Below are 24,649 nucleotides of genomic sequence, written 5' to 3'. Positions count from 1 at the left end.
TGCCCGGCACAAGGCCGGGCATGACGGGGAGAGGACGAAATGACCACCACTGAACTCACCGGCAAAGTCGCCATCGTCACCGGTGCCGGCCGCAACATCGGCCGCGCGATTGCGCTGGCGCTGGCGGAGGGCGGGGCGTCCGTCGTGGTCAATGCGCGCAGCAAACGCGCCGAGGCCGACGCCGTGGCGCGCGCGGTCGAGGCGCTGGGCGGCAAGGCGCTGGTCCATATCGGCGACGTCGCCGATGCCGCAGCAGTTCAGGCGATGGTCGACGCGGCGGTGGAGCAGTTTGGACGCCTCGACATCCTCGTCAACAATGCCGCGCTGCGGCGGGAAAAGCCGTTCGCCGAGATGGATTACGCCGAGTGGCGCGAAATCCTTGATGTCACTCTCGACGGCGCGTTTCATTGCACAAAAGCCTGCCTGGCGGCGTTGCGGAAAAGCGGGACGGGAACCATCGTCAACATCGGTGGCCTGAGCGCGCATACCGGTGCGAGGGATCGCGCCCATGTCGTGACCGCGAAGGCCGGAATTATCGGCTTCACCCGCGCGCTGGCCCACGATCTGGCCGATGACGGCATCACCGTCAATTGCGTGGTGCCGGGGCTGATCGGCACGCCGCGCCCGAAGGACAAGCCGGAACCCGCGCACCACCTGACCCATCAGACCATCACCGACGAGCGCGGCAAGCCGGAGGACGTCGCGGCCATGGTCCGGTTCCTGTGCGGCCCGGCGGCGCGCTATATCAACGGTCAGGCCATCCACGCCAATGGCGGCGCCTATCTCGGCGCATGATGCATGGGGTGCCGTTGTTTTTGTGCAGGCATTGCCGGATAAATGCGCTCGGCTGCCGGGGCTTTTGATGGTACCCATACGCGCATGAACCAGCAGGCCAAGATCGACATCCGGCATTCCACCTGTCCGCACGATTGTCCGTCGGCCTGTGCGCTGGATATCGAGGTGATCGATAATTCCACCATCGGCCGCGTGCGCGGTTCCAAGCTGCAGACCTATACCGCGGGCGTGGTCTGCGCCAAGGTCGCGCGCTATGCCGAGCGCATTCACCATCCGGACCGGCTGATGTATCCGCAGTTCCGGATCGGGCCGAAGGGATCAGGCAAGTTCGGACGGATCTCGTGGGATGACGCGCTGGACGAGATCGCGGCGCGGTTCGATCAGGCCGAGCGCGAGTTCGGCGCCGAGTCGGTGTGGCCTTACTACTACGCCGGCACCATGGGTCTGGTGATGAAGAACGGCATCAATCGCCTTACCCATCTGAAGAAATATTCCCGCTTCTACGGCACGATCTGTTCCACCATCGCCCGGGTCGGGTTTGCCGCCGGCACCGGCAAGGTCGCCGGCGTCGATCCGCGCGAGATGGGAGTCTCCGATCTGGTGGTGATCTGGGGCACCAATCCCGTGAATACCCAGGTCAACGTGATGACGCACGCGATGCGCGCCCGCAAGGAACGGGGCGCGAAGATCGCCGCCATCGATATTTACAACAACGACACCATGAAGCAGGCCGATATCAAGATCATCCTGCGGCCCGGCACCGACGGCGCTTTCGCCTGTGGGGTCATGCACGTGCTGTTTCGCGAAGGCTATGCCGACCGCGACTATCTCGCGCGCTATACCGATTGTCCCGGTGAGCTCGAGGCGCATCTTGCGACCCGCACGCCGGAATGGGCTTCATCGATTTGCGGCGTGCCGGTGCAGGAGATCGAGGCATTCGCCCGCGCGGTCGGGCAGACCAAGCGGTCGTTCTTCCGGCTCGGCTATGGCTTCACCCGCAGCCGGAACGGTGCGGCGCAGATGCATGCGGCGCTGTGCATCCCCGCCGTGACCGGCGCCTGGCAGTACGAGGGCGGCGGCGCGTTTTTCAACAATTACGCGATCTGGAAGTTCAACGAATCCGTCATCGAGGGCCATGATGCCATCGATCATGCGACGCGGGTGCTCGACCAGTCGAAGATCGGCCGGATTCTGACCGGCGACGCGGCGGCGCTGAAGGGCGGACCTCCGGTCAAGGCGATGCTGATTCAGAACACCAACCCGATGACGGTGGCTCCCGAACAGGCGCTGGTGCGTCAGGGGTTCGCGCGCGAAGACCTGTTCACGGTGGTGCACGAGCAGTTTATGACCGAGACCGCCCAGATGGCGGACCTTGTTCTGCCGGCGACGATGTTCATGGAGCACGACGACCTCTATTATGGCGGCGGCCACCAGCACATTTCGGTCGGCGCCAAGCTGATCGAACCGCCCGGCGAATGCCGCTCCAACCACGAGGTGCTGCGGGGTCTCGCCCGACGCCTCAAGGCGGTGCATCCCGGCTTCGAGATGTCGCCACGCGAACTGATCAACACCACGCTGAAGAAAAGCGGTCATGGCGGCATCGAGGCGCTGGAAACCGATCTGTGGCGCGACCTCCAGCCGGATTTCCGTACCTCGCACTATCTCGACGGCTTCGCCCATGCCGACGGCAAATTTCACTTCAAGGCCGACTGGGCGCATGTGCCGCTTGGCAACGCCGGCATGATGGGCGCATGGGAGCAGATGCCGACACTGCCCGATCACTGGACCGCGATCGAAGAGGCGGATGAGGCGCATCCGTTCCGGCTCGCCACCAGCCCGTCGCGCAGTTTCCTCAATACCAGCTTCAACGAAACGCCGTCGTCGCAGGCGCGCGAAGGCGCGCCCAGCGTGATGATCCATCCTGACGATGCCGCGACGCTCGGGATCGCCGACGGCGACGCCGTCACGCTCGGCAATGTCAGGGGCGAGACGACCCTGGCTGCGAGGCTGTTCGACGGCGTGCGCCGCGGCGTGCTGATCGCGGAATCGGTACACCCGAACAAGGCCCATATCGGCGGCCGCGGCATCAACATGCTCACCGGGGCCGAGGCGGTCGCGCCGGTCGGCGGCGCCCCATTCCATGACAACAAGGTCTGGGTCAGGAAAGCCGTCGCGCCCTTGGCGTTTCCGAAGCCTTAAATCGAGCTTGCAGCGGGCCACCATCGTGCCGCTAAAGCGATATGAAGTTAGATTGAGCTGCAGCGGAAGCTTTACCTCTCCCATAGGGAGAGGTCGGCGCGTAGCGCCGGGTGAGGGGTTGCGGTCTATCGTTGGTGCAGCACCCCCTCACCCGATTTGCGGAGTTTATCATCGGGCGGCGCTTCGCGCCGACCCGTTGGCAAATCGACCTCTCCCCGCTGGGGAGAGGTGAAGGGCACCGATTCAACTTGAAACCATCTTGCTCTAATGTCCGCCGGCAGCAGACGAGGCAGGCAATGACCGACAACAACAGCGTGGTGCTTGAAAAGCGCGGGCAGGCATTCTGGATCACCATCAACCGGCCGGAGAAGCGCAACGCGCTCAACGGCGAGGTGATCGCCGGCCTCGCAAAAGGCTATCGCGACGCCCATGACGATAGGGACGTTCGGGTCATCGTCCTGACCGGCGCGGGTGACAAGGCGTTTTGCGCCGGCGCCGATCTGCAGAACAGCGGCGCCGCCTTCGCGACGGATTTTTCGAGACCGAATGTCGATTACGCCGATCTGCTGCGGCTGTCGCAGAACGCCACCAAGCCTTCGATCGCGCGGGTAGGCGGCGTCTGCATGGCCGGCGGCATGGGGCTGTTGTGCATGACCGACCTGGCGGTCGCGGCCGACCACGTGATATTCGGATTGCCCGAGGTGAAGGTCGGCGTGTTCCCGATGCAGGTGATGAGCCTGCTGCAATCGATCGCGCCGCGGCGCCTCGTCAACGAGTGGGCGCTGACCGGGGAGCCGTTCGACGCGCGGACCGCGCAAACGGCCGGACTTCTCAACTATGTGGTGCCGGCTGCCGAACTCGACGCCAAGCTCGACTGGCTGATCGGCCGCATCGCCGACAAGTCGCCGACCGCGATCCGGCGCGGCAAATACGCCATGCGCGCCATCGCCTCGATGTCGTTCGACGAAAGCATCGCCTACACCGAAAGCCAGATCGCCTTGCTGGCGCTGACCGAGGACGCAAAAGAGGGCCTCAAGGCGTTCGGCGAGAAGCGCAAACCGTCATGGCCGGGGAAGTGACCATCAAACGAATGACGTTTGAGTCGTGGCGTAATTTTTGGTCATTGCGAGCCAACGGGTCGGCGCGACGACGCGCCGCTCGATGCTAAGGCGCCGCGAAGCAAGCGGAGCTCGCGAAGTTAAAAGGAATACCGCACCACGCCCTTGCCGGCATAGCTGTTTGTCACATTGGAGAACTCGCCTTCGAAGGTGGCGGCGGCGGACCAGCCGTTCAGCCATTTCTTCTCGGCGGAGGCGGTGACGAGCGCGGAGTCGCTTGCTTGCGCGGCGCCGTTGACGACGAAGGATGCGCCCGGCAGCGTCTGGAACGTCGCCCCGATACTGCGGTCGGGGTTGAAATCGTGCGTCCATGCCACGCCACCGCGCAAGGTGAGGATGCCGTCCGGCATCGCGAAGGATTTGTCGGTGCGAATGCCGAGCTCGCTGCGCGGATCGGTGACGCTCTTTGCGCCGTAGGCGAGCGCAAAGGTGTTGGCGCCGGTTATCGCCTGCTCGGCGTAGGCGGGCAGATCGAAGGTGGTGAACTGTCCGGCGGCGTAAGGCGTGATGCCGATGCCGCCCATCCACGGGCTGACGAAGCGATAGCCGCCTTCGACGCGGCCCGAGAACGCGTTGGCGTTGAACTCCGCGCGCAACTGATCGACGCCCGCGATGGTCACGGTGCGGTCGGTGGTGATGTCCTGCCAGCCGTAAGCGAGCGCGCCGGAGAAATAGGCCGCACCGACGGTGTGGCGAATGAAGGCACCGGCCTGGAACAGGTCGGAGCGTCCAGTTCCTGATCCGTTGACGCTGAAATTGGTGCCGCCACCGGCCAGCGCAAAGCCTGCGAGCGTAAACGGCGAGAGGCGATAGTCGGCGCCGACCGCGGTGCCATAGATGGCGCTCGTCGTGGCGTTCGATCCGACCGCCGCATTGCCATCGGTGGTCTGCGAGCCGCCGTAGCCCGCGCTCCACACGCTCCAGCGCTGCGCGAACGGATCGGCCATCACAGGCGCCTTGGTGAACATCGCATTGGCGTCTCGCGCCGCCCCGGAGCGCGGGTTGTCCTGTGCGGCATAGGCCGATGTGCCCGTCGATGATCCCGCCGGCACGAGATCGCCGCGGCCGTCGATGAACGGGTCGGTCATCACGCCCATGAACATGTTCATCGCATCGAAGGTGGTCTGCTGCGACCCGGTCGCGATCTCGCCGGAAGCCTGCGTCAGGGCCGCCGGCGTCAGCGCACCGAATACGATCGGAATGCCGCCGGTCGCATTGAAAAAATTGGTCAGCGCGTTGCCGACATTCTGCTCGTTGCCGTTGAGGCCCCCCGGTATCCCGAAATTCAGCGCCAGATTGAGATAGGCATCATGGGCGTCGTAGCTCAGCGTGGTGTGGAAGTTGGACGGCAGATTGGTATTGACCACCGCAGGATTGAACGTGCCGCTGACGCTGCCGGCGGTGAGGATGGTGTATTGCTTCGCCACATAACTGCCATTGGCGTAGACAGCGTTCACGGTGGCCCCGCCGAGCGTTGCGGTGCCGGTCACGTTAGCGAACGACGATGTCGACGGGTTGATCTGCACCAGATAAAACGCGCCCGAGGACAATGCGAGACTCCCGCTGATCGTCATCGACGAACCCGGAGTGCCGTTGCCCGGCATGAAGGTTCCACCATTGTTGATGGTGGTGGCGCCGACGCTGCCCGTGCCGTCCAGCGTGCCGCCTGCGTTCACCGTGACGCCGGACGAACCTGTGATTGCCCCCGCGACATTGAGTGTTCCGCCATTGATGTTGGTGGCACCCGTATAAGTATTCGTCGCCGTGAGCACGGTCGTGCCGCTATCGACCTCGACGGAGCCAGCGCCTTGGATCGAGGTGCCGAACACGTAATCGGTGCTGCTGTGATTGAATACGATCGTTCCGCCACCGGCGCCGAATTGGATGGCCGGAGCCGAAATCGTTCCGGGCGCAACGGGGCTTTGGCCAACGGCGGCGCCGACATTGATGGTGCCCGTTGCGCCGGCATTGGCGCCAACGATGATCGCATTGGTGCTGCTGACTTCGCCGCCGTCCGAAATTGTCAGCGTGCCGGTCGAAGTGCCTGTGCCAGTCCCCGGGAATGACGCCACCGTCGCATTGTCGCCAACGATCAGGGTGGTGTTCGTCCACATCGATCCGGCGCCCGTGACCAGCACCGAACCGATGCTATTCGTTGGAGTCGTCGCGCCGCTGAATATGGCGCCGGCTGCCGCAGCGTTGGTGGAACTGTAGCCGATATCGCCTTCGATATCGCTGACGAGGGCGCCATTTGAGACGGTGAGCGCGCCCGTTCCGTAGTAGCCAACGCGAACATTGCTTGTCGTGGTCAGCTTCGAACCGCCGCCGTCAACGGTGATCGAGTCTTTGACCCCGCTGCCGCCGTCGGGACTGTAGCCGATATCCACGTTGCCGCTGGCCGAGACGTGAGCGCCGCTCGTGACCGCGAGCGTTCCGGTGCCACTGCCGGGACCTGCATTGGGAACGCTTCCCAAGAGTATTGCGCCGGATTGCCACGTGGTTCCGGAGCCCGTCACGACCATCGCATTGTTGCCGGCACTCGCGATAAAGCCGCCAATCAGCGTCTCGCCGCTGGTCAGGCTTGCACCATTCTCGACCGTCAGGCCGGTGACCGTTCCAAGATTTTCAATCTCCAGGAATCCGCTACCAATATTCCAACTCGAACCCGGCCCGGTCACTGTGACGCTCCCGGCTGACGTTGTCCCCGCGCCACCTAAGAGTCCGATCGCCGCGAAGCCGGTCGTGGTGACGACACCGCCATTCTCGATCAGCAGCGAACTGGAGCCGCTTCCATTGCTTCCGACAAAGATTTCGCCCCCACTGGCGCTCAACGTCCCCCCGTTGACCGTGAGAGTGCCGCTGCCGCTCCCGTTTCCGTTTCCGTTTCCGAGATAGATTTGCTGCGACGACCCAAGATTCACGGCGCCCCCGTTGGCGATCGTCAGCGCCGCATTGGCGTTGATGCCGATTTCGAGACCACCGCTAAGGGTCCAGGACGAACCGGCCCCGGTCACGGTCACGCTGCTGCCGTTGGAACCGGTCTGAACACCAAGCAGGCCGGCCGTGCCAGTGACCGTACCGCCGTTTTCGATGGTCAACGTCCCCGAGCCCTGATCGCCGATGACCATATTACCGCCGCCGGTGAGCGAACCCGCGTTCACAGTCACCGTGCCGCTGCTGCCGGCGAGGACGCCGAGCGTCATGCCATCGAAGCCGCTGATCATGCTGTTGGCATTGACGTTCACCGTACCGTCGCCGCCGTAACCGACGTAGAAATTGCCGGGGTAACCGACCGGGCCGCTGTTGATCAGGCTCGCCGTGCCGGAGCCGCCGTTGCCAAGGGTGATCATGCCGCTGCTGCCGGCCTGGTCGCCAACCAACACACTGCCTGCACGATTGCCGGTCGTGTTGACCGTGCCGCCATTGTCAATCGTTAGCGTGCCCGTGTTGGTCTCGCCGATGGTGATAGCGCCACCTCGCTGGGCGAAGCCGGGCGAGTTGCCGTTGTCGGTCCAGCTACCGCCTGACGATACCACAACGGTGCTATTGCCATCGATTGTCGCGTTCGATGATTGGGCGTTCGTGCTGTCAACGGTGGCGGTCCCGCCATTGTTGATCGTGACCGTATTTCCGCTCGCCGGCGGCCCACCGGCCGTCCAATTGGTGCCGCCCGACCAAATTCCCGTCGGCGCGTTCCAGCAGAAATTTGTCGTGCACGCCGCATGAGCCGCGTCAGCGCCAAGCGTGCCCGACAACGCCGTCGATGCAAGCAGCAACAAACCTTTGGCGAGACTGACACCGCTGATCGGAGACGTACGGCCGAGCGGCACAAAGTCATCTCGATGGAGACCTAACAAGGCAGCACGCGAGCGACGAATTTGGCCTGTCGATTCCGCCTCCTCCGTTGTGCAAAGCCTTCGTTCCTGCGCGGAGCGTATTCGAGCACTTCGCACGTCTGTCCACTTACGTTTCTGCATTCTTTTTATTTGAAACCCAATCGGCGCCTATGAGATCGACATCTAGACTTTCGGCCGACTGGCAGACAAATGAAGATTTCGTTCACAAAATAAAAAAGATGGATGTGTGCCGAAACCGCAACTCAACCACTTCGAGTTGAAACTCCTCGAGTCGATTTAGAGAAGGTGCGTCATCCGGCCCAGCTCGACAGCACCGCCTCCGCCGCAACTGGATCGTCCTTGATCCGATAGATGGTCTGGCGACTGATGCCAGTTATCTTCGCGATCTGGCCAGCCTCTTAACGACGCTTATTTGAACTGCTATCATGTCCCTCAAGGGCACTAAACAAGGCGCGAGTTGACGGAGAAACGCAGCAAAGATCACCGAGAAGCAGGCACAGGTCTCAGCCCATCCAAGGAGCCATCCACCATGCATGCGATTCGAAAACTGCGCGAGTCAGGCCACGCTACCGTAGCTGACTACGAAAAGCTTCTCGCTCCAAATGTTGTTTTTCACAGTCCTGTGTTGATACGGACCGCAGAAGGTCGTGCGGTAGTTGCAAAGATTTTCGCGACCTCGACCACGCTACGAGAAGGCGCCTATACGGGTGAGTGGAAGCTGGACGACCGAAGAACCTTACTGAGATGGAAGGGAATAATTCAGGGGCACGAGCTGGAAAGTTTCGATCTTATCGAAGAAAACGACGAGGGACTTATTGTCGACCGCACAATAGCTTTTCGTCCAATGCCCGCAGCGAAGCTTTTTCGGGATGCCATGCGGGCTGCCATGGGAAGCGCTATTCCAGACGATTTCTGGGAATATTCAAATTAGGCGGATCGGCGATACCGTTCGCTGCGATGTCGGTCAGTTGGGAAGCCGTTCGCCACTGATTTGGGGAATTCCGATGCCGGCCCGTTGCTGACATACGTAGCGAACGCAGAGATGTCCGGCTGGGATGAGCGGACATGGCGAGTTCGGCGCAAGGTCCGAAAGTGCCATGTTCGGAAATAGCGTCCTTGTCGACCGTTCTTGCGCGAAAGGCAGACCCCGAGCCCCACCTGAGTGGTGGTGAATGGCGAGGGCGCCACCTCCCGCTCGTCGCTCGCCCGACTTTTTTCTGGGGATTGCGCTGGGCCGCATAGGTAGGCGCCGGACGATGTGCGAATCTTGTCCCCTGGTGACTAACTCGGAGCCGCAACATGTCTGACGTCGAACGCACCTCGGCCGGAATGCAGATGATTATTCCTGGATGCGAACGGCGGACATTGCCGAGGTCAATAACCCGCGTTGACGAAATCGGTCAGGGCCTACTTCATTTCTACAAGCCGCCGAGTTTGCGCGAGAAGCTCGAAACGCGCGCGGATGCACCATTGCGGTCGGGCAAAGGACAGAAGCCATTGCCGAAAGCCGGCCTGTTCGGCCAATAGGCTTGTTCGGCCAATAGACTTGGGTCCGAAAACCTTCACGCAAGCGGAACTCGCGAAGCTAAAAGGAATACCGCACCACGCCCTTGCCGGCATAGCTGTTTGTCACATTGGAGAACTCGCCCTCGACACCTCTGCCAAAGCCGAAATGTCGCAATAGAAATCACACGAATTCCCGATTCTGGAATCCCCCTAACCAGCCCCCGAGTCAATCCGTCGCACCAGATCTGTGCATGCCCTAGTGCGAAAGCAGGGACCCATAATCACCGGCTTCCGTCGTGCTGAAGGTCTCTCCATCCCGCTCTAACGAGAGGCCACGGCGCCGCGATGAGCGCTTTGCGCTCACGCCGGGGTCCCTGCGTTCGCAGGGACGACACCAGTGGCGTGGCGGGCGATGTCAGCTACCCGGGATTCGCCTTCAACCCCGCCGCCTCGATGCCGGCAATCGCGCAGATCTCGTCATTGTCCGAGGTGTCTCCGCTGACGCCGACGGCGCCGAGCAACACGCCGCCGTCCTGGATCAGCACGCCGCCGGGCACCGGCACCAGGCGGCCTTGCGCCAGCGTATTTGCCGCACTGACAAAATAAGCCTGCTCCTGCGCGCGCTGGAACAGCGCCCGCGATCCCATGCCCATCGCCAGGGCGCCGTAAGCCTTGCCATGGGCGATCTCGCCGCGCATCAGGCTGGTGCCGTCCTGCGCGGCGCTCGCTTTGACGCAGCCGCGCACGTCGAGAACGGTAATGACGAGGGGCTTCAGCTTCTTCTCGACCGCCTTGGCAAGTGCGGCATCGAGAATTTTGCGGGCGACGTCGAGGGTCAGTTCAGCCATGGATCGGTTCCTTTGCGATGGAGGAGGGATAAGCGCTGGATTGTGCGCTGTCGAGGCTCATCGCCAGCACGCGGGCGACATGAACGGCGCTGCGGTCAGCGCCGTCCTTGATTTGATGCCGGCACGAGGTGCCGTCGGCGACAACAAGCGTCGTCTCGTCCGCGCGGCGTACGACCGGGAGCAGCGAGAGCTCCGCCATGGCGATCGAAGCCTGATAGGTGTCGGCGCCGTAACCGAACGCGCCGGCCATCCCGCAACAACTGGACTCGATGGTCTCGACGTTCAATTTGGGAACCAGCCGGAGTATCTGCTCGACGGGTTTAAAGGCGCCGAATGATTTTTGATGGCAGTGCCCGTGCACCAACGCTTTCCGATCCAGCGGACCGAGGGCCAATTGCAGGCGGCCGGCCTCGGCCTCGCGAACCAGAAACTCCTCGAACAACAGCGCGTGCGCGCTGATGCTGTTTGCAACGTCGTCGGCGCGCAGCGAAAGCAGCTCGTCGCGCAGTGTCAGCAGGCAGCTCGGCTCCAGTCCGACGATGGGGACGCCGCGCAGCGCGAACGGCGCATAGGTCGCGACCAGCCGATCGAGCTCGGCGCGAGCGTTGTCGACCAGGCCCGCCGAGAGAAAGGTCCGCCCGCAGCATAACGGCCTGCTGCCATCGGCGGGTCTCGGAATATGGACGCGGTATCCGCCCGCAACCAGCACGCGCACCGCGTCGTCGAGATTTTCCCGCTCGTAGGCGCGGTTGAAAGTGTCGGCGAACAGCACGACTTCGCGGCCATCGGCCGGGCCTGTTGCCTCCGCGTCGGATTTGAACACATCGCGCCGCCACGCCGGCAGCGCCCGCTGCGCGCTGATGCCGGCAAATCTCTCGAACAGCCTGCGCAGCAGCGGGCTGTTGTTGCGCCAATTGGCGAGCGGGGCGAGGTGCGACGCCAGCGCCGCGTAGCGCGGAAGATAGCCCACCAGCCGATCCCTCAGCGAAAGCCCTTGTTTCGCTGCGCGCGCCGCCAAAACCTCGATCTTCATCTTGGCCATGTCGACGCCGGTCGGACATTCGTGGCGGCAGGCCTTGCAGGAGACGCAGAGTTTTAGCGTGTCCGCCATTTCATCCGACGCCAGCGCGTCCGGTCCGAGCTGGCCGGAAATCGCCAGCCGCAGCGTATTGGCCCGTCCGCGCGTGACATCCTTTTCATCGCGGGTGGCGCGATAGGACGGGCACATCACACCGCCTTCGAGCTTGCGGCAGGCGCCATTGTTGTTGCACATCTCGACCGCGCCCTGGAAACCGCCGCCGGCGCCGGGATAGGCCGACCAGTCGAGCGCCGTCTTGAATTCGCCGACGCGGTAATCCGGCGGATAGCGAAACAGCGCGCGGTCGTCCATACGGGGCGCGTCGACGATCTTGCCGGGATTGAGCACGTGGCGCGGATCGAAGCGCTCCTTGACCTCCCTGAAATCGGCGATGATGCGCGGGCCGAACATGGTCTCATGGAATTCCGATCGCACGATGCCGTCGCCGTGCTCGCCGGAATGCGAGCCCTTGTATTCCCTGACCATCGCAAAGGTTTCTTCGGCGATGGCGCGCATCGCCTTGACGTCCTTTTCGAGTTTCAGGTTGAGCACGGGGCGCACATGCAGGCAGCCCTCCGAGGCGTGCGCATACATGGTGCCGCGGGTGCCGTGTTTGGCAAAGATGCCGTTGAGCCGCTCGGTGTAATCGGCAAGATGCGGCAGCGGCACCGCGCAGTCCTCGACGAACGAGACCGGCTTGCCCTCCTGCTTCATCGACATCATCACGTTGAGGCCGGCGGCGCGAAACTCGGCAATGCCGGTCTGCAAGCCCGGCTCCGTGATCTCGACCACGCCGCCCCATTTGCGCTGCGGATGGTTCCAGCCAAAGCCGAGATCCCCCATCAACTCGCCAAGCTGCTTCAGGCGCTGCAAGTTCTCGGCCTGGTCTTCCTCGGCAAACTCGACGATCAGGACCGCATCGGGATCACCGCGCACGGCGGTGCCGATGATCGGCTTGAACATCGCGATTTCGCGGCCAAGCGACAGCATGGTGCGGTCGACCAGCTCCACCGCGATCGGGCGTAGCTTGACCAGATGCTGCGCGGCATCCATCGCCTCGTAGAAGCTGCCGAAGTGGCAGACGCCCAGCACCTTGTTGCGGATTACCGGCCACAGCTTCAGCTCGACCTGTGTGGTGAAGGCGAGCGTGCCTTCGGAGCCGACCAGCAGATGCGCCATGTTGTTTGCGGCATTGCGCGGCACCAGCGCATCGAGATTGTAGCCGCCGACGCGGCGCTGCACCTGCGGAAATTTCTCGGCGATCTCGGCGGCCTCGCGTTCACCGAGATCGAGCATGTCGCGAAAAAGATCAAGTCCGGTGTGGCCAAGATTCACCGCCGCGAGATCGCGCGGCACCTCGCCGAAATGCAGCAGGGTGCCGTCGGCAAGGGCTGCGTCCATCGACAGCGTGTTGTCGCGCATGGTGCCGTAGCGCAGCGAGCGGCCGCCGCAGGAATTGTTGCCGGCCATGCCGCCGATGGTGGCGCGCGAGGCGGTGGACACATCGACCGGAAACCACAGGCCGTGTTTTTTCAGTTGGCGGTTGAGGTCGTCGAGCACGATTCCCGGTTCGACCACGCAGGTGCGGTTGTCGACGTCGAGCCTGACCAGCCGGTTCAGGTGTTTGGAGAAATCGATGACGATGCCGTCATTGACGGTCTGGCCGCATTGCGACGTGCCGCCGCCGCGCGGCGTGACGATCCGCCCCGCATCGCGGCAGATCGCCAGCGCCCGCAAGGCCTCGTCGATACTGCGGGGCACCACCACGCCGGCCGGCATGATCTGGTAGAAGGATGCGTCGGTGGCATAGCGGCCGCGGCTGAACGAATCGAACAGCACCTCCCCGGAGGTCTCGCGCGCCAGCCGCTCTTCAAGCGTCATCAAGGCCTTGTTGGACATCCCATCCCCGCTACCAGGCAGCACCGCACACTTGAAATTGGATCGGACAGGAGATTCAATTGATCTTGACGCTGTTCGTGTTTTGAATTCAAAATTGCGTCAGGCCGGCTCGGCCTCGGTCGGCCCCGCGACCCGCAAATGTTCAACCGCCGCGGTCCGCTTGTTCCGCAAATGAACGAACAGGATGTCGCTCAGTTCGTTGCCGGCGCGGCGGCGCAGCGCGTCCAGGATGGTCTCGTGTTCGCGCATCGCCTCGCCCCAGCGCTCGCGCTTGCGGGCGAAATTGGCGGAATAGCGCACCCGGCGAATCCGTCCGGCGAAGTTGGCGTAGGTGGCGAGCAGCGTGGCGTTGCGCGAGGCTTCGACGATCTTCTGGTGGATCAGCTGGTTGACGCGGAAATAGCCGTGCATGTCGCGGTGCAGATAGAAACCGTACATCTCGTAATGCAGCCGCTCGATCTCGGCGATTTCGGCGTCGGTGATGTTTTCGCAGGCGAGCCGCCCGGCGAGCCCTTCGAGCCCGCCCATGACGTCGAACAGTTCGCCGAGGTCGTGCTCGCTCAGTTGCCGTACGCGGGCGCCGCGGTTGGGCAACAGTTCGACCAATCCCTCGGCCGCCAGTACTTTCAGCGCTTCACGCAACGGCGTGCGCGAGATTCCCAGCATCTCGCAAAGCTGGCGTTCGGGAACGCGGCCGCCGTCCGGAATGTTGCCTTCGACGATGTGGTCCCGCAATCGGGTCAGGATCTCGTCATGCAGCGACTGGTCTTCCCGGTCGGGAGCCGGTCCGGCCGCGACGGCTGTCGAAGTGGCGTCACTGGGAATCAGGGGCTTCATGGGCCCCAACATATGCCTTTGAGGGGTGGCCGTCGATCAAAAACTGTAAACAATTTGTTGGTTGAAGCGAGCTGAAATGAATGCAATATGGCCGCAACCAAATCCAAGCGAGGAAGCCATGACGCAGCACCAGGGACGCCATTTTCTGCAAATTCCCGGCCCCAGCCCGGTCCCGGATCGCGTGCTCCGCGCCATGGACATGCCGGTCATCGACCACCGCAGTTCGGCATTCGCCGAGCTCGCCAAGACGGTGTTCGAAGGCTCCCAGAAAATCTTCAAGACCTCAGGCCCGGTCATCATCTTTCCCTCGTCGGGCACCGGCGCCTGGGAAGCGACGATCGTCAATACGCTGTCGCCGGGCGACAAGGTCCTGATGGTCGAGACCGGCCACTTCGCCACGCTGTGGCGGCAGATGGCCGCGCGCTGGGGCATCGAGGTGGATTTCATGCCGGGCGATTGGCGCCACGGCGCCGACCCCGCGGCGATCGAGGCGAAGCTGGCTCAGGATTCGAAGCACACCATCAAGGCGGTCATGGTGGTGCACAACGAGACTTCCACCGGCGTCACCAGCCGGGTCGGCGACATCCGCGCCGCGCTGGACAAGGTCGGTCACCCCGCGCTGCTGCTGGTGGATACGATCTCCTCGCTCGGCTCGGTCGATTTCCGGCACGACGAGTGGAAGGTCGACGTCACCGTCAGCTGTTCGCAAAAGGGATTCATGCTGCCGCCGGGTCTCGGCTTCAATGCCATCTCCGAGAAGGCCCGCGCCGCCGCCAAGACCAACAAAATGCCGCGGTCGTACTGGGACTGGGAAGAGATGCTCAAGCCCAATGCGAACGGCTTCTTCCCCTACACGCCGGCCACGAACCTGCTCTACGGCCTCCGCGAAGCCATCGCGATGCTGCTGGAGGAGGGGCTCGATAACGTGTTCGCCCGTCACAAGCGCCTCGCGGCGGCCACCCGTGCCGCGGTCACGCATTGGGGCCTTGAAGTGCTGTGTCTCGAGCCGGCCGAATATTCGCCGGTGCTGACGGCGGTGCTGATGCCGCCGGGGCACGATGCCGACAAGTTCCGCAAGACCGTGCTCGACAATTACAACATGTCGCTCGGCTCCGGCCTGAGCCAGCTGGCGGGCAAGGTGTTTCGCATCGGCCATCTCGGCGAGTGCAACGAGCTTACCCTGATGGGAGCCTTGTCCGGCGTGGAGATGGGGCTCTCCGCCGCCGGTGTGCCGCATCGGGCCGGCGGTGTCGACGCGGCGATGCAGTTGCTGGACCAGCGAACCGAGTCGAATTCTTCGGGACACCTGAAGGTGGTCAAGACCTAGCCCGCGCGGAACGCAATTCCGCGCGATCGGTGCAGGTCAGCCGGCGCCGCCGCAAAATCAATAAAAGCGAGTTCGGGAGTTAGAAAATGCGGCTTCGGTTCAAGCCCACCCATGTCGTGCTGGCGATGCTGTGCATCATGTACTTCATCACCTATATCGACCGGGTCAACATCGGCACCGCGGCGAGCGAGATCCAGAAGGAACTCCACCTCAGCAACACGCAGCTCGGTTTGGTGTTCTCGGCATTCGCCTATCCCTATCTGCTGTTCCAGGTGATCGGCGGCTGGGTCGGCGACCGCTTCGGCCCGCGCAAAACGCTATTCTGGTGCGGCCTGATCTGGGCCGCCTCGACCATCATGACCGGCTTCGTCACCAGCCTGTCGACGCTGTTCATCGCCCGCGTCGCGCTCGGCTTCGGCGAAGGCGCGACCTTCCCGACCGCCACGCGCGCCATGCAATACTGGACGCCCGCCAGCAAGCGCGGCTTTGCCCAGGGGCTCACCCACGCCTTCGCGCGGCTCGGCAATGCCGCCACGCCGCCATTGATCGCAATCCTGATGGCCTGGCTGACCTGGCGCGGCTCGTTCATCGCGCTCGGGCTGGTCAGCCTGATATGGGGTGTGGTCTGGGCCTGGTATTTCCGCAACGAGCCCAAGGATCATCCCGGGATCACCGAGGCCGAACTGGCGACACTGCCGCCGCGCCCGGCGAATACGCGGCCCCAGGTGCCTTGGGGCCCGCTGCTGCGCCGGATGTGGCCGGTGACGCTGACCTATTTCTGCTACGGCTGGACGCTGTGGCTGTACCTGAACTGGCTGCCGCTGTTCTTCAAGAACAGCTATCATCTGGACATCAAGAATTCGGCGCTGTTCGCCTCGGGCGTGTTCTTTGCCGGTGTGATCGGCGACAGCCTGGGCGGGGTCTTTTCGGACCGCATCTTCAAGCGCACCGGCAATGTCCGCTTCGCGCGGCTGAGTGTCACGGTGGCGGGTTTTGCCGGCGCGTTGCTCTCGCTGTTTCCGATCCTGTTCACCCGCGACATCACGGTGGTCGCCATCTGCCTGTCCGGCGGCTTCTTCTTCGCCGAGATCACCATCGGTCCGATGTGGTCGGTGCCCATGGATATCGCCCCGAAATATTCCGGCACCGCCGCGGGCCTGATGAATACCGGCTCCGCGCTGGCGGCGATTGTCTCGCCGCTGGTGGCCGGCTATGTGATCGACGTGACCGGCAACTGGTATTTGCCGTTCCTGATGTCGATGGGACTTTTGCTGATCGGAGGTTTCAGCGCATTTCTGATGCATCCGGAAATCCCATTTGACGAGGGAAGCGCCCTCCCGGCGGGGCGACCGGTCGCCGCGGAATGAAGGCGGCGAGTCCCGCCAGCCACGTTGATCTCACCGCAATGGAGACCCCATGGTCAGATATTCAAGCGTGGCTTTCGCCGCGCTGGCGTTGTGTTCGCTCGGCGGCGCGCGCGCCCAGCCGTTCTCCGATCCGCGCTCGGATAAAAATGCGGCGATCGCGTCGAGCGAATTCATGGCGCAGCCGCGCGACCCCGCCTGCACCAGCGACCGGCTGACCTCGACGGGCGGACCCGGTCCGCAGAACCCTCATACCCTGGCCGTGCGCTGGACCGGTTTCTCCAATTACGAGCTTACCTACAAGGGCAAGATCATCTTGCTCGATGCCTATTTCGATCGCGGCAAGGATTATCCGCCCCTGGGATTTTCCGCGGCCGACGTCAAGAAAGCCGATGCGATCATCATCGGACACGGCCATTACGATCATATGTCGGACGCCGCCTCGGTCGGAATCAGGACCGGCGCCACGCTGGTGGGAGCGGCGCTGACGACGGATGTCCTGAAATCGGAATCGGTACCGGAATCGCAGATCAAGACCGTGACCGGCAAGGGCGGTGAGGTGCTGAACTTCGAGGGTTTTACCGTTCAGCCCATTCTGGCGCTTCACGGGCAACCGGATAAGCATGTCACCCAGGTCCTGGAAGGCGCCTACAATTCTCTCCTGACCAAGGCGGGCCCCGACGAGGAGGCTGAAGAAAAGGCGATACGGGCGCGCGGGACCTTCGACCCGCGGGTGGTGACGGAGGGAACGATCGCCTACCTGATCACGCTCGACGACGGATTTCGAATTATGTACCGCGACAGCGGCGGCCACGTGACCGATTACGAGAAGGCGGCGATGCAAAAGCTCGGGGGCGTCGACCTCGCGATCGTCGGGCTCTCCGCCGACATCCTGAACGTTCCAACCGAGCAGCAGGCGGTCGAGCACGCCAACCTCTATAAACCGGACGTGTTCATGCCGGCCCATCACGATGGCGCGCTGCGCGGTCACATGCCGCTGTGGCGTGCGACGGAACCGGTGTTTCAGGCGCTGAGGGACAATGACCCGAATCTTGTCGCGGTGTCCCGCGGTTATCGCGAGCCGACTTGCTTCGATACGGAAATCAACATCGAAAAGGGGCGCAAACGATAGCCTTCCCGCGCCTTGCGCATCCGGGGTTCCGGCCCTGCAAAACAGTGCCTATCTCCTTGGGCATTGACGGCGACCGCCGGGCAGGGGACAAGCCCGCCGAATAGTGATATTCGAGCGCTGCCGAGCCACGATACCCCCCGGGAAGGACGCCAGATGACCCTGCATACTGGAAGGCATTTTCTTCAGATTCCAGGACCGACGAATGTGCCCGACCGGGTGCTGCGGGCCATGGATATGCCGACCATGGATCATCGCGGCCCCGAATTCGCCGAACTCGGTCATGCCGTGCTGGCGGGCTGCCAGCGCATTTTCCGAACCAAACAGCCGGTCATCATCTATCCGGCGTCGGGGAGCGGCGCCTGGGAAGCCGCGATCGTCAATACGCTGTCGGCCGGCGACAAGGTGCTGTTGGCCGAAACCGGCCAGTTCGCGGTGCTGTGGCGGGGCATCGCCGAGAAATTCAAGCTCGATGTCGAATTCCTGCCGACCGACTGGCGGCGGGGCGCCGATGTCGCGCAGATCGAGGCAAGGCTTGCCGCCGATCGTGCGCACAAGATCAAGGCCGTCCTGGTGGTGCATAACGAGACCTCGACCAGTTGCGTCACGCATCCGCTCGAAGTTCGCAAAGCCCTCAATCGCACCAACCACCCGGCGTTGTTGATGGTCGATACCATCTCCGGGCTCGCCTCGCTCGAATTCGAACACGATGCCTGGGGCATCGATGTATCCGTGGGCGGTTCGCAAAAGGGCATGATGCTGCCGCCGGGCCTCAGCTTCAACGCGATCTCGGAAAAGGCGCTCGCGGCCTCGAGGGCCAACACCTCGATGCGGTCCTACTGGGACTGGCAGGACATGATCGAGATCAACAAGCTGGGCACCTTTCCCTACACGCCCGCCATCAACCTGTTGTTTGCGCTGAGGGAAGCCATTGCGATGCTCGAGGAAGAGGGGCTCGATAATGTGTTCGCGCGACACAAGCGCCATGGCGCGGCGGCCCGCGCGGCGGTCAAGGCGTGGAATATGGAATTGGTCTGCCTCGACCCGCACAGCTATTCGCCGGCGCTGACCGCGGTCATGGTGCCGGACGGGCACGATGCTGACGCGCTCCGCAAGGTGATTCTGGAAAACTTCGACATGTCGCTGGGCACCGGTCTCGGCAAGCTCAAGGGCAAGGCATTCCGTATCGGCCACATCGGCCATTTCAACGACCTGATGCTGATGGGCACGCTGTCGGGCATCGAGATGGGTCTCGACCTCGCCAAGGTGCCGCATCGCAGCGGCGGCGTGCTGGCCGCCATGGAAGTCCTCAAGGGCCGCGACGTGGTACCGATGCCGAAGGCCGCCGTCGCCTGATCAACTTCGACCGCAACAACAGAAAGAGTGCGCGATGAACGCTCCCGTACAAGCGACTGAAGACCTGATTTATATTGTCGAGGACGGCATTGCCCGGCTGACTTTCAACCGTCCGCAGGCGCGCAACGCGCTGACCTTTGCGATGTACGAGCAGATGGCCGCGATCTGCGAGACCGTCAACGCCGACCACTCGATCAAGGCGATGATCCTCACCGGCACTGGCGACAAGGCGTTCGCATCCGGCACCGACATCTCGCAATTCCGTGCCTTCAAGACCGCGCAGGACGCGCTCGACTATGAGGCTCGGATCGACCGCGTGCTGGGAGGGCTGGAACAGGTGAGGGTGCCGACCATCGCGGCCATCGCCGGGGCCTGCACCGGCGGCGGCGCGGGCATCGCCGCCTGCTGCGATATCCGGATCGGCACCGCGGCGACCCGGATCGGCTTTCCGATCGCGCGCACGCTCGGTAATTGCCTGTCGATGTCCAACATCTCCAGGCTGGTCTCGCTGATCGGGCCGGCGCGGACCAAGGACCTGATTTTCAAGGCGCGGCTGGTTGAAGCGCCCGAAGCGCTTGCGCTGGGGCTGCTCAACGAAGTGGTGCCTGACGTCGAGACGCTGCAGCGCCGCGCCGACGAAACCGCGAAGCTCTTGGCCAGCCATGCGCCGATCACGCTCGAGGTGACAAAAGAGGCGGTGCGCCGGATCCGCCGGACATTGTCGCGCGACGAGGGCGAGGATCTGATCCTTCGCGCGTACATGAGCGAGGATTTCCGCGAGGGAATGGATGCCTTCCTCAACAAGCGCACGCCGAACTGGAAGGGCAAATAGATTCCGGCGCTCGAACTCCGCGCCGGCACGCCCCCGATATCCGTTCGCTCCTGGGAGAAAGTTTAGTCGCCGGATTTGTATTTAGGTTCAAAATTATTTCGCGAGAATCCCCTTTGATCCTGCGAGTCCAGCATGCGCTCGATTGCAGTGCGTGCATGTTGACGCGACAACGACCTCAGGATTATGATCGGTGAGGTTGACGCTCCACCCGCACGACATCCTGATCGTCTAGTCGGGTCACAACGATCAAGTTTCGGCCGACGGCGCGGCTTCCGATACGAACCGGCGCCGTTGGCTTTTTCCGCGCTGCGATCTCCACGCGCCAGCGGCCGCTTCGGCGACGCGCAAATGATGCCGGTGAACGTGGCAATGGCGCGGAAGATTTTCCGATCCAAAATCGACCCTCGTCCAGGCCGACCCTCCCGACTTGCACGCCATTTCGAAAGGCATACTATCCGCCCCCATTCAATCCGGACGTGAACGATCCGGATCCAGCAGGAGGAAACGATCATGCTGACAAGACGTGGATTTGCCGGGCTTGCATCCTGTGCGCTGTGTGGGCTTGCCGAGTTCGTCGCGACCGAAGTGTCGGCGCAAGGGACGCCACCACCCGCTCCGATCGGCTTCACGCGAAAGATGCTGTCGCAGATGGACGGGCCGATGCCCGGCTACGTGACGATCGTCGCCGAAGTCACCATCGATCCGGGCACCTTGGTGGCACGGCATACGCACCCGGGAATCGAATCGGGCTACGTCGTTTCCGGCGGTATCGAACTGCCGATCGAGGGACAGCCGACGCGCATGGTGAAGGCGGGCGACGGCTTCCAGGTGCCGGTCGCAACACCGCATGCCGGCGCCAAGAATGGCGACACGAAGACCGTAATCGTCAGTACCTATGTCGTGGAGAAAGGCAAGCCGCTCGCGTCCCCGGCCTGAAAAAACAAACTCATTTCCAAAGAACAATCACCGGAGAGGCCGCCTTGGCCGGTCTCTCTCGTTTCAAAGCGGGCGTGCATGTCGGCTCTACCCCATTCGGGAAAGGCCCACACGCGCTGAGAATGTCCGGTTATCGCAACGCGGTAGACGGCAAGTAACGGGCGTGCGGTCATCACGACACGATTGACCCATCTGCGATATTGGGCCTGATTGGCTTCTGCCGTGGACTCCTTGCAATTCTCGCTCGTAGCCCGGACGGAAAATGCTAGGTTCATTGCAAAGGCGTCTTCTCAGGGGCCCCCACATGCAACGGCGCATGTTCATCACGCTTCTCAGTGGTGCGGCAATCGCGTGGCCGCTCGCGGCGCGGGCGCAGCAGCCGGAACGGGTGCGGCGGATCGGCGTATTGATGGCGCTTGATCCTGATGACCCTGAAGGTCAATCCGAAGTGAAGGGCCTCAAGCAGGGACTTCAGGAGTTGGGATGGATCGAGGGCCGTAACCTGCAAATGGAATATTCCTGGCCCGGCGGTGAACCCAATCGTATCCAGGCGTCCGCGAAAGCCCTGGTTGGCGCGCAGTGTGACGTCATTGTCGCTCGCTCCACTCCCGTCGTGGCCGCGCTCCTGAGGGAGACGCACACCATTCCGATCGTGTTCGGGTGGGTCGTCGATCCCGTGGGCAGCGGCTTCGTGCAGAGCTTTCCGCACCCCGGAGGCAATGTCACCGGCTTTCAAAATCTGGAATTTTCGATGGTCGGCAAGTGGATAGAACTGCTTACGAGGATCGCGCCGTCTGTGCGGCGGGTCGTATATATTTATAACCTGGCAACCGTCCCTACCGGGTTTTTGCGCACGCTGGATGCGCTGGCGCCCACAATCCCGGTGAAGCTTGTCGCCGCCCCCGTTCATAATTCTGCAGAGATCGACGCTGCCGTCGCTGAATTCGCGCGCGAGCCCGGCGGAGGCCTGATGATGATGCCGGACACCTTTAACGAAGCCAATCATGTGCAGATCATCGCGCTCGCTGCCAAATGCGGCTTGCCGGCAGTCTACCCGCATCGCTTCAACGACGGCCTGATATCTTATGGTCCGGACTTGCCCAGTCTGTTCAAGCGTGCGGCGTCCTACGTCGATCGCATTCTGCGAGGCGAAAAGCCGGCCGAGCTTCCGGTACAGGCACCGACCAGCTACGAATTGATTATCAATCTCAAGACCGCCAAGGCGCTTGGCCTCACCGTACCGCAATCGCTGGTCGTCGCCGCCGACGAGGTCATCGACTAGTCTAGACTAGAGCGCTTTCCATCTCACGTGGGCCAGCACACTTTTCTTCTCCCCTCCCCCGCAAAGCGGCGGGGAGGGGTCGGGGGTGGGGGGTCTATCGGCCGGAACGGCTGCATGGGTGATTGCCGCACTACCCCCCACCCCCGACCCCTCCCCACCACGCGCAAGGGCGCGTGGAGGGAGGGGAGTGAAGAGCATCGCCAAGCGATGCCGCTCGAAGGATGAAGCATTAGTCTAGAGATGCCATCTGCTGCGGTGCATGAGCCGGCCTTGGCACATTTGAGACATGCCGACGGGGGCTGAATGTCCGCTAATTGGGAGCCGGCTGGACGTGGGCCGTCATGGCTTGACGTAAATGGTCTCATACAATCCTGCGTATTCCTCCTTCCAGCCTCTCTTATCCACGAGAAACCGCCTTAACGCTTCATGCGCCTTTACCCAAAGCACCGCATCGATCTGGTATTTCTCGAGCACCGTGTCCCAGGCGGTCTCGTCAAACTCATCGTCGACCAGCTTGAAATAGTCACGCAGTAAAGCATCCGGATAAGCGGTAGCTGCCCGACCATCGACGAACACAGGTACGGTGCCGTGGGTTCGGAAAATCAAAAGTCCTCCGACGTTCCAGTGGTTCAGAAGCCGCGCATGCGAAAAGTGTGTTTGAAGATAGAGCGCATCCTGCTCTGAAATCATTTCCGGAAGTTCGAGAGCCGGTTCTGTTTGCATAAAGGTCAACGGCAGGGCGCACATTCCAATGACGCCGGCGGCCAGCAACGATCTTTGGACTTCAAAATTATTCAGCGCTTTAGGCAGCAGCCGGTCAATGTGAAGGGCCATTGGAACCGTTGAGAAGATAAAAAAGAAAGACATGTATCTGAATTGATAAAGTCCCAAAAACAAGAAGAGCCAGGAGAGCAGCCGTGACTCCAGGGGAATGGGACGAGAGCCTCTGTAGCGCAGTTCAAGCGCGATAAATATCAAAGCATACAGGATGCCGGGAATGCTCCCCGGCAGGGTCATGTTTGCATAATAAGACTGCCACTCGGTGATGTTCGCCTGCACAAAGTGGCCCAATGTGGACGACAGGCCGTCGTAGATATGCCAGCCCAGAGGATTGATGAATATCGCAATGAAGCAGCCGACTCCCGCGAAACTGTAGATCTTGAAATGTACCCAATCCCGTCTGAGCAAAGCCGCGCCGCAAAAAATGCCGCCAATGAGAAAACCAAGCAAAAAGCCGCCATGCAGATTAGCCCAAAGGACCATGATCGCAGGCAGCAGGAAACATCTCGTTCTTTTCAGACATTCTGCGTAGAAAATGACGCAGAACAACATCGTGGAAGTGTTTGGCGAAGCGGCGAGATAAATATTCGGGGGCGTCGCGAAAGAGGGGTAAAGCAAACACGCGGAGAAAACGGAAAGACCGACTGCAGCTGCGGAGGCTCCGCTCCTCAGGCAGGCGGAGGCAAGATATCCGACGATGACTGCGCCACAGGCGACTACAAATAATACGAGGCCGCTAAATTTCGTATATTGAAATAATACACTGGCAATCACGTCCCAAAGCCAGGAGAGATTGTACCATTGCCTGTCTCCAAGGGTAAATGACCATGGATCCTGAAAAGGAATATGGCCGCTGCTTCTGATCAGGTCTCCGGCAGCCAGGTGCCATCCCAGATCATAGTGGGCAAGCAGGAGCGACGCGTTCGAAAGGTAATACACACACGCAAATGAAATCAGGAAGATATAGATTCCTGATCTTTGGAAGTAAGACCTGATCGCGTCTGGCCCTCTATCAAACTTGGAGTCGCCCCAAACCTGCAGCGCGTCCATAGATGAGCCCCTTCACGATCGAAGCGAGCCTCCTGCGGGCTCCGCATGCTTTGGTCGGCATGGCCAGATGCAAACGATTGTTGCTTTAGAATGACCGATTTAAAGTTGAGTGAAGATCGTTCGTGCAATTCGATCACTGCCCGCTGAAGAATCTTCTGGTTAACGAATACCCACGCGGAACTGGTGATGGTGAACGGAGGAAAGCGGACGCAATATTGAAACGTCGACGTTTCCCGAGTCTGACCCGACCGGGACCTGCCGGTCTTCCGACCAGAGAGGAGAGCCGCCGCGCCGCTCGGCTGCACCGCAGTGGCCGCCGGACTCCGGGACGCTGTCGCCATGCGATCCCATATCCTTCCATCATATGGCCATTCTCTCCATCATACGGCCATTCTTTGGACAAGACTGAACGGAGCGCTGGCGGCTGGTCGATCCGACGGATAGTCGACCGTCACC

Annotated in this window: 17 protein-coding genes and 1 pseudogene; 12 read left to right on the top strand and 6 right to left on the bottom strand. The window is 62.2% G+C overall.

Annotation, left to right across the window (positions count from 1 at the left end; translation table 11 throughout):
• Positions 1 to 39: 39 nt before the first annotated feature.
• The 3 genes from fabG (at position 40) to B5527_RS28650 (ending at position 4,073) form a co-directional block, all read left to right on the top strand.
• Positions 40 to 795 carry a 3-oxoacyl-ACP reductase FabG gene (fabG, locus tag B5527_RS28660; protein WP_079604500.1) on the top strand — a complete coding sequence of 252 codons (756 nt, stop codon included), beginning with the start codon at positions 40 to 42 and terminating at the stop codon, positions 793 to 795.
• Between the two features lie 84 nt (positions 796 to 879).
• The gene (locus B5527_RS28655; protein WP_079607577.1) at positions 880 to 2,994 is read left to right on the top strand and encodes a molybdopterin oxidoreductase family protein; all 2,115 of its coding nucleotides are present in this window, start codon (positions 880 to 882) and stop codon (positions 2,992 to 2,994) included.
• Positions 2,995 to 3,290: 296 nt separating this feature from the next.
• Complete coding sequence (locus B5527_RS28650) at positions 3,291 to 4,073, top strand: enoyl-CoA hydratase/isomerase family protein (RefSeq protein WP_079604499.1); 783 nt, start codon at positions 3,291 to 3,293, stop codon at positions 4,071 to 4,073.
• Positions 4,074 to 4,192: 119 nt separating this feature from the next.
• Here the strand turns inward: B5527_RS28650 and B5527_RS28645 are convergent, their stop codons facing one another.
• Positions 4,193 to 7,942: an autotransporter outer membrane beta-barrel domain-containing protein gene (locus B5527_RS28645; RefSeq protein WP_172842695.1), complete on the bottom strand. Its 3,750-nt coding sequence runs from the start codon at positions 7,940 to 7,942 to the stop codon at positions 4,193 to 4,195.
• Positions 7,943 to 8,259: 317 nt separating this feature from the next.
• Positions 8,260 to 8,361: pseudogene (locus tag B5527_RS28640) on the bottom strand (helix-turn-helix domain-containing protein); the annotation flags it as partial.
• A gap of 137 nt (positions 8,362 to 8,498) precedes the next feature.
• Here B5527_RS28640 and B5527_RS28635 point away from each other — a divergent pair.
• Together B5527_RS28635 and B5527_RS28630 are read left to right on the top strand one after the other, a co-directional pair.
• A complete protein-coding gene (locus B5527_RS28635) occupies positions 8,499 to 8,900 on the top strand; it encodes a hypothetical protein (protein ID WP_079604497.1) in 402 nt (133 codons plus the stop codon).
• Positions 8,901 to 9,268: 368 nt separating this feature from the next.
• Positions 9,269 to 9,496 (top strand): hypothetical protein, encoded by a 228-nt coding sequence (locus B5527_RS28630; RefSeq protein ID WP_079604496.1) that lies wholly within the window; start codon positions 9,269 to 9,271, stop codon positions 9,494 to 9,496.
• 398 nt (positions 9,497 to 9,894) lie between these two features.
• Here B5527_RS28630 and B5527_RS28625 read toward each other — a convergent pair whose 3' ends face one another.
• From B5527_RS28625 to B5527_RS28615, 3 genes are all read right to left on the bottom strand, one after another.
• On the bottom strand, positions 9,895 to 10,323 hold the full coding sequence (locus B5527_RS28625; RefSeq protein WP_079604495.1) for a GlcG/HbpS family heme-binding protein: 429 nt from the start codon (positions 10,321 to 10,323) through the stop codon (positions 9,895 to 9,897).
• Positions 10,316 to 13,300, bottom strand: a complete 2,985-nt coding sequence (locus tag B5527_RS28620; protein ID WP_079604494.1) for an FAD-binding and (Fe-S)-binding domain-containing protein — start codon at positions 13,298 to 13,300, stop codon at positions 10,316 to 10,318. Before B5527_RS28620 ends, B5527_RS28625 begins: the two co-directional genes overlap by 8 nt.
• Before the next feature lie 99 nt (positions 13,301 to 13,399).
• The gene (locus tag B5527_RS28615; protein ID WP_079604493.1) at positions 13,400 to 14,137 is read right to left on the bottom strand and encodes a GntR family transcriptional regulator; all 738 of its coding nucleotides are present in this window, start codon (positions 14,135 to 14,137) and stop codon (positions 13,400 to 13,402) included.
• A 118-nt stretch (positions 14,138 to 14,255) separates the two neighbouring features.
• On the opposite strand from B5527_RS28615, the gene B5527_RS28610 reads away from it, so the two are divergent.
• The 7 genes from B5527_RS28610 to B5527_RS28575 all read left to right on the top strand — a co-directional run bounded on the left by B5527_RS28610 (position 14,256) and on the right by B5527_RS28575 (position 22,363).
• Positions 14,256 to 15,464 (top strand): pyridoxal-phosphate-dependent aminotransferase family protein, encoded by a 1,209-nt coding sequence (locus B5527_RS28610; protein WP_079607575.1) that lies wholly within the window; start codon positions 14,256 to 14,258, stop codon positions 15,462 to 15,464.
• Between the two features lie 86 nt (positions 15,465 to 15,550).
• Positions 15,551 to 16,831 (top strand): MFS transporter, encoded by a 1,281-nt coding sequence (locus B5527_RS28605; protein WP_079604492.1) that lies wholly within the window; start codon positions 15,551 to 15,553, stop codon positions 16,829 to 16,831.
• A 49-nt stretch (positions 16,832 to 16,880) separates the two neighbouring features.
• Positions 16,881 to 17,960, top strand: coding sequence for an MBL fold metallo-hydrolase (locus B5527_RS28600; RefSeq protein WP_079604491.1), 1,080 nt, complete (start codon positions 16,881 to 16,883; stop codon positions 17,958 to 17,960).
• 153 nt (positions 17,961 to 18,113) lie between these two features.
• Positions 18,114 to 19,313: a pyridoxal-phosphate-dependent aminotransferase family protein gene (locus tag B5527_RS28595; RefSeq protein WP_079604490.1), complete on the top strand. Its 1,200-nt coding sequence runs from the start codon at positions 18,114 to 18,116 to the stop codon at positions 19,311 to 19,313.
• A 34-nt stretch (positions 19,314 to 19,347) separates the two neighbouring features.
• On the top strand, positions 19,348 to 20,145 hold the full coding sequence (locus B5527_RS28590) for an enoyl-CoA hydratase/isomerase family protein (protein ID WP_079604489.1): 798 nt from the start codon (positions 19,348 to 19,350) through the stop codon (positions 20,143 to 20,145).
• A gap of 510 nt (positions 20,146 to 20,655) precedes the next feature.
• Positions 20,656 to 21,081 carry a cupin domain-containing protein gene (locus B5527_RS28580; RefSeq protein WP_079604487.1) on the top strand — a complete coding sequence of 142 codons (426 nt, stop codon included), beginning with the start codon at positions 20,656 to 20,658 and terminating at the stop codon, positions 21,079 to 21,081.
• A 304-nt stretch (positions 21,082 to 21,385) separates the two neighbouring features.
• Entirely contained in the window at positions 21,386 to 22,363 is a 978-nt protein-coding gene (locus tag B5527_RS28575) for an ABC transporter substrate-binding protein (RefSeq protein WP_172842694.1), read from the top strand.
• 339 nt (positions 22,364 to 22,702) lie between these two features.
• Here the strand turns inward: B5527_RS28575 and B5527_RS28570 are convergent, their stop codons facing one another.
• A complete protein-coding gene (locus tag B5527_RS28570; RefSeq protein ID WP_079604485.1) occupies positions 22,703 to 24,193 on the bottom strand; it encodes a hypothetical protein in 1,491 nt (496 codons plus the stop codon).
• Positions 24,194 to 24,649 lie beyond the last annotated feature (456 nt).

It is taken from the genome of Bradyrhizobium erythrophlei, from assembly GCF_900129425.1.
GTDB classification, from domain to species: Bacteria; Pseudomonadota; Alphaproteobacteria; order Rhizobiales; family Xanthobacteraceae; genus Bradyrhizobium; species Bradyrhizobium erythrophlei_C.
This window is presented reverse-complemented; position numbering and strand designations above follow the sequence as displayed.

Excerpts from the sequence above, each read along its gene's own strand:
- B5527_RS28590 (WP_079604489.1), top strand. The coding sequence starts at position 19,348 with ATGAACGCTCCCGTACAAGCGACTGAAGACCTGATTTATATTGTCGAG.
- B5527_RS28610 (WP_079607575.1), top strand. The coding sequence starts at position 14,256 with ATGACGCAGCACCAGGGACGCCATTTTCTGCAAATTCCCGGCCCCAGC.
- B5527_RS28635 (WP_079604497.1), top strand. The coding sequence starts at position 8,499 with ATGCATGCGATTCGAAAACTGCGCGAGTCAGGCCACGCTACCGTAGCT.
- B5527_RS28620 (WP_079604494.1), bottom strand. The coding sequence starts at position 13,300 with ATGTCCAACAAGGCCTTGATGACGCTTGAAGAGCGGCTGGCGCGCGAG.
- B5527_RS28575 (WP_172842694.1), top strand. The coding sequence starts at position 21,386 with ATGCAACGGCGCATGTTCATCACGCTTCTCAGTGGTGCGGCAATCGCG.
- B5527_RS28650 (WP_079604499.1), top strand. The coding sequence starts at position 3,291 with ATGACCGACAACAACAGCGTGGTGCTTGAAAAGCGCGGGCAGGCATTC.
- B5527_RS28595 (WP_079604490.1), top strand. The coding sequence starts at position 18,114 with ATGACCCTGCATACTGGAAGGCATTTTCTTCAGATTCCAGGACCGACG.
- fabG (WP_079604500.1), top strand. The coding sequence starts at position 40 with ATGACCACCACTGAACTCACCGGCAAAGTCGCCATCGTCACCGGTGCC.
- B5527_RS28625 (WP_079604495.1), bottom strand. The coding sequence starts at position 10,323 with ATGGCTGAACTGACCCTCGACGTCGCCCGCAAAATTCTCGATGCCGCA.
- B5527_RS28580 (WP_079604487.1), top strand. The coding sequence starts at position 20,656 with ATGCTGACAAGACGTGGATTTGCCGGGCTTGCATCCTGTGCGCTGTGT.
- B5527_RS28570 (WP_079604485.1), bottom strand. The coding sequence starts at position 24,193 with ATGGACGCGCTGCAGGTTTGGGGCGACTCCAAGTTTGATAGAGGGCCA.
- B5527_RS28630 (WP_079604496.1), top strand. The coding sequence starts at position 9,269 with ATGTCTGACGTCGAACGCACCTCGGCCGGAATGCAGATGATTATTCCT.
- B5527_RS28605 (WP_079604492.1), top strand. The coding sequence starts at position 15,551 with ATGCGGCTTCGGTTCAAGCCCACCCATGTCGTGCTGGCGATGCTGTGC.
- B5527_RS28655 (WP_079607577.1), top strand. The coding sequence starts at position 880 with ATGAACCAGCAGGCCAAGATCGACATCCGGCATTCCACCTGTCCGCAC.
- B5527_RS28600 (WP_079604491.1), top strand. The coding sequence starts at position 16,881 with ATGGTCAGATATTCAAGCGTGGCTTTCGCCGCGCTGGCGTTGTGTTCG.
- B5527_RS28615 (WP_079604493.1), bottom strand. The coding sequence starts at position 14,137 with ATGAAGCCCCTGATTCCCAGTGACGCCACTTCGACAGCCGTCGCGGCC.